The organism is Mycolicibacterium xanthum, assembly GCF_019710635.1.
Taxonomy (GTDB): domain Bacteria; phylum Actinomycetota; class Actinomycetes; order Mycobacteriales; family Mycobacteriaceae; genus Mycobacterium; species Mycobacterium xanthum.
In genome coordinates, this window is the sequence record NZ_JAIFZS010000114.1 from 1 (window position 1) to 3,261 (window position 3,261).

Sequence of the window (3,261 nt, forward strand, 5' to 3'; positions counted from 1 at the left end):
GAGGTACGTACGCCGCTCCGGTCTTGAGCACGGCCGCCATCGCGACGATTGCCTCCGCGCCCCGGGCGAACAACAGCGCGACGGAAGTACCCGGCCCGATACCACGGTCGGACAGTTGGTGGGCCAGACGATTCGATGCCTTGTCGAATTCCCGGTATGTCAACGAACGGTCGCCGTCGACCAGTGCGACGGCGTCCGGGGTCCGCATCACCTGAGTGGCCAACGCCTGCGGAATCGATTCTGCGGTCGGTGCCGGCAGCGCCAGTGCGTCCCGTTTCGACCAGGTGTCCAACCGGGTCCGCTCGCCGTCGTCGAGCAGATCGAGCGCCGACAGCCGCGCAGCCGGGTCCGCCGCCATCGCGGCGAGTACCCGGCGCAGTCGCGCCGCCAGAGCATCGATGTCGGCCCTGTCGAAGAGATCGGTGCGGAAGTGGACGCGGATAGCGAGTTCGGGCCCCGGCGAAACCTGTACGACGAGCGGATAGTGCGCGCGTTCGTGGGTTGCTACACCGGTGACGACGAGATCCTGATCGGGGGCCAGCGCGGCGGGGTCGATCGGATAGTTCTCGTAGACGAGAAGTGTGTCGAACAACTGCTCGTGGCCGGTGAGCCGGTGGATCTCCCCCAAGGACACATGTTGATGCTCGACGGTGCGGTTGTGGTCGGACTGGAGCCGCTCGAGCAGTTCGGTCGAGGTGGTGGTGACGGTGACAGCTGCACGCACGGGCACCGTGTTGACGAACAGACCGACCATCGACTCGGCACCGGCCACCTCCGCCGGTCTACCGGAGACCGTGGTGCCGAACGCGACGTCGAACTGCCCGCTCGTCGACATCAGCACCTGCGCCCAGGCGGCCTGCAACACGACGTTGACGGTGGTGTGCGATGACCTCGCCAACTCCCCGATGTTCCTGGTCTCGCTCTCCGACAACCGAATCGACGACGTCGAGCGCGGTCCTTTGCCCGCCCGGTCGGGGCGAGCGAGCAGCGTTGGAACGTCGAACCCGGTGAACACCGCTTTCCACGCCGTGCGGGCGGCGTCATGGTCGCGGCCCGCCAGCCAGGTCAGGAATCTGCGGTAGGGAACCGTGGTGGGAAGTCGGTGCCCGTGGTAGGCGGCGAAAATCTCGTGTAGCAGGATGGGCATCGACCAGCCGTCGAGCACGATGTGGTGATTGGTCACGACGAACCGGTAACGGTCCGTTGCGGTGCGCACGAGCATGACCCGGAAGGCTGGTTGCGCAGGGAGGTCACGGACCGCGGCGCGTTCGGCCGCGCACTCGTGGTCGATGGTGTCGTCGCCGTCGAGCTCGACGTAGCGCCATGGCAGCACGGGATCGACGGGGATCACCTGCACCGGCTGCTCGAACTGCGGGTAGAACCGGGCCTGCACGTTGGGATGACGACCGATGACCGTCTGCACCGCGTCACGCAGGCGTGCGACATCGAGCCGGCCCGCCAAGGCGATGTCCAATTGCACGGCATACAGATCGTCGTCACCGTCGGCGGTGCCGGCGTGGAACAGCAGCCCTTGCTGCAGCGCCGTCAGCGGCAGGATGTCTGCGATCGCGTCCAGCTGCTGCAGGCCGTCGATCTCGCGCTGACCGAGCCGGGCGGGGGCGACGTCGGATGGGGTCAGCCCTCCCCCGCCGTTGCGGACGTGAGCGCAGATACCCGTCAACGCCTCACACCACCGGGCGCTCAGCTCGGCGATCTGGTCGCTGTCGAGCACCGATGCGGCCCAGATCCATTCGGCATGCAGACGTGGTCCGGCGTCGGTATCGATGGTCGCGGCGTTGAGTTCCACGGTGTGCATCACCGAGATAGGCAAGGCGGCTGTGGCGTCGGTGAACAACGAGCCCCAGCGGGCGATCCGCCAGGCGGTGCCGTCGGATGAAGTCTGCGCGGGGGCACCGAGGCGGCCCAGATAGTTGAAGCCGATGGCAGGGTCGGACGGTGGCAGGTCGGCATCGTCGTTCAGATAGCGCAGCAGGCCGTAGGTCAGGCCATCCGGCAGTGCGCGCAGCTGTTCTTTGACGTCCTTGACGGCCGCGCCCAGGCTCGCGTGACCGGCGACTACCTGCGGCCAGCTCAGTCGCCCGGCTGCGAGGGACACCGGGTACTTGGCGGTGAACCATCCCACGGTGCGTGAGAGGTCGACGCCCGGTGCGAGATCCTCATTGCGGCCGTGGCTTTCGACGTCGACGCACACCGGCGAGTCGCCGTCGCCGGTGAACTCCACCCACGCCAATCCGAATGCGATGAGCAGGATGTCCTGCACACCGGCATGGAAAGCGGCCGGCACGTCTGTGAGAAGCAGACGCGTCGTCTCGGTGTCCACCGAAACCGACAGGCGTCCTGCGGTGGCAAGCGAGTCGCCGGGGCCGGGTGGCGGCAGGGCGGCGGGAATCGCCGACACCCGTCGCCAGGCGCCGGCCTGACCCACCACCGCGTCCGACGATGCACACTCCTGCAGCAGGTTCGCCCACCGTCGAAACGACGTGCCCGTGGCGGGCAGCGCCACCTCCTGACCCCGGTGATATTGGGCCCACGCGATGTTGATGTCCTCCAGCAGAATTCGCCAGGACACGCCGTCGACCGCCAGGTGATGGATCATCAGCACCAGCTGACCGGATCCGGACAGCCACAGCGCACTGACCATCGCTCCGGCGGTCGGGTCGAGCCGGGATCTGGCCCGCACCAGCGCCTCGTCGGTCAGCCCATCCGCGACCTCGACGCAGTCGCGCACCGACGCCGAGCCGGCCGGGGGGACCCGCAGTGACCCGTCGGCGTCGATTCTCGATCGCAGCACGGGGTGGTGATCGGCCAGGGCCTGCAGCAGCGCGGTCACGTCGAGTTCGCCGACGCCGGTTGGCGCCTGGAGCAGAACCGCCTGGTTGAACTGATCGACCGGTCCACCGATTCCGTTCAGCCAGTGCATGATCGGCGTGGCAGGGCAATCGCCGTGACCGTCGTCCCCGTCGGCCACGGCGCCGGCGGCCACCGCGACACGGGCCAGTCGGGCGACGGTCTGTTCGATGAAGACGTCGCGCGGCCGGCACGTCAGGCCGGCGGCCCGGGCCCGCGCCACCACCTGCATGGCCAGGATGCTGTCTCCACCGAGTTCGAAGAAGGAGTCGTGGATCCCCGCGTGGTCGAGGCCCAGTACCTGGGCGTAGATGTCGGCCAGGATTTCTTCGGTGGGTGTGGTGGGTGGGTGGTAGGTGTCGGTGTGGGTGTGGTGTTGGGGTGGGGGTAGGG

General features: G+C 68.0%; 1 protein-coding gene. It reads right to left on the bottom strand.

The features are described from left to right. The coding region (locus JDV09_RS26195; protein WP_221372049.1) for a condensation domain-containing protein at positions 1–3,261 on the bottom strand (3,261 nt) is incomplete at both ends.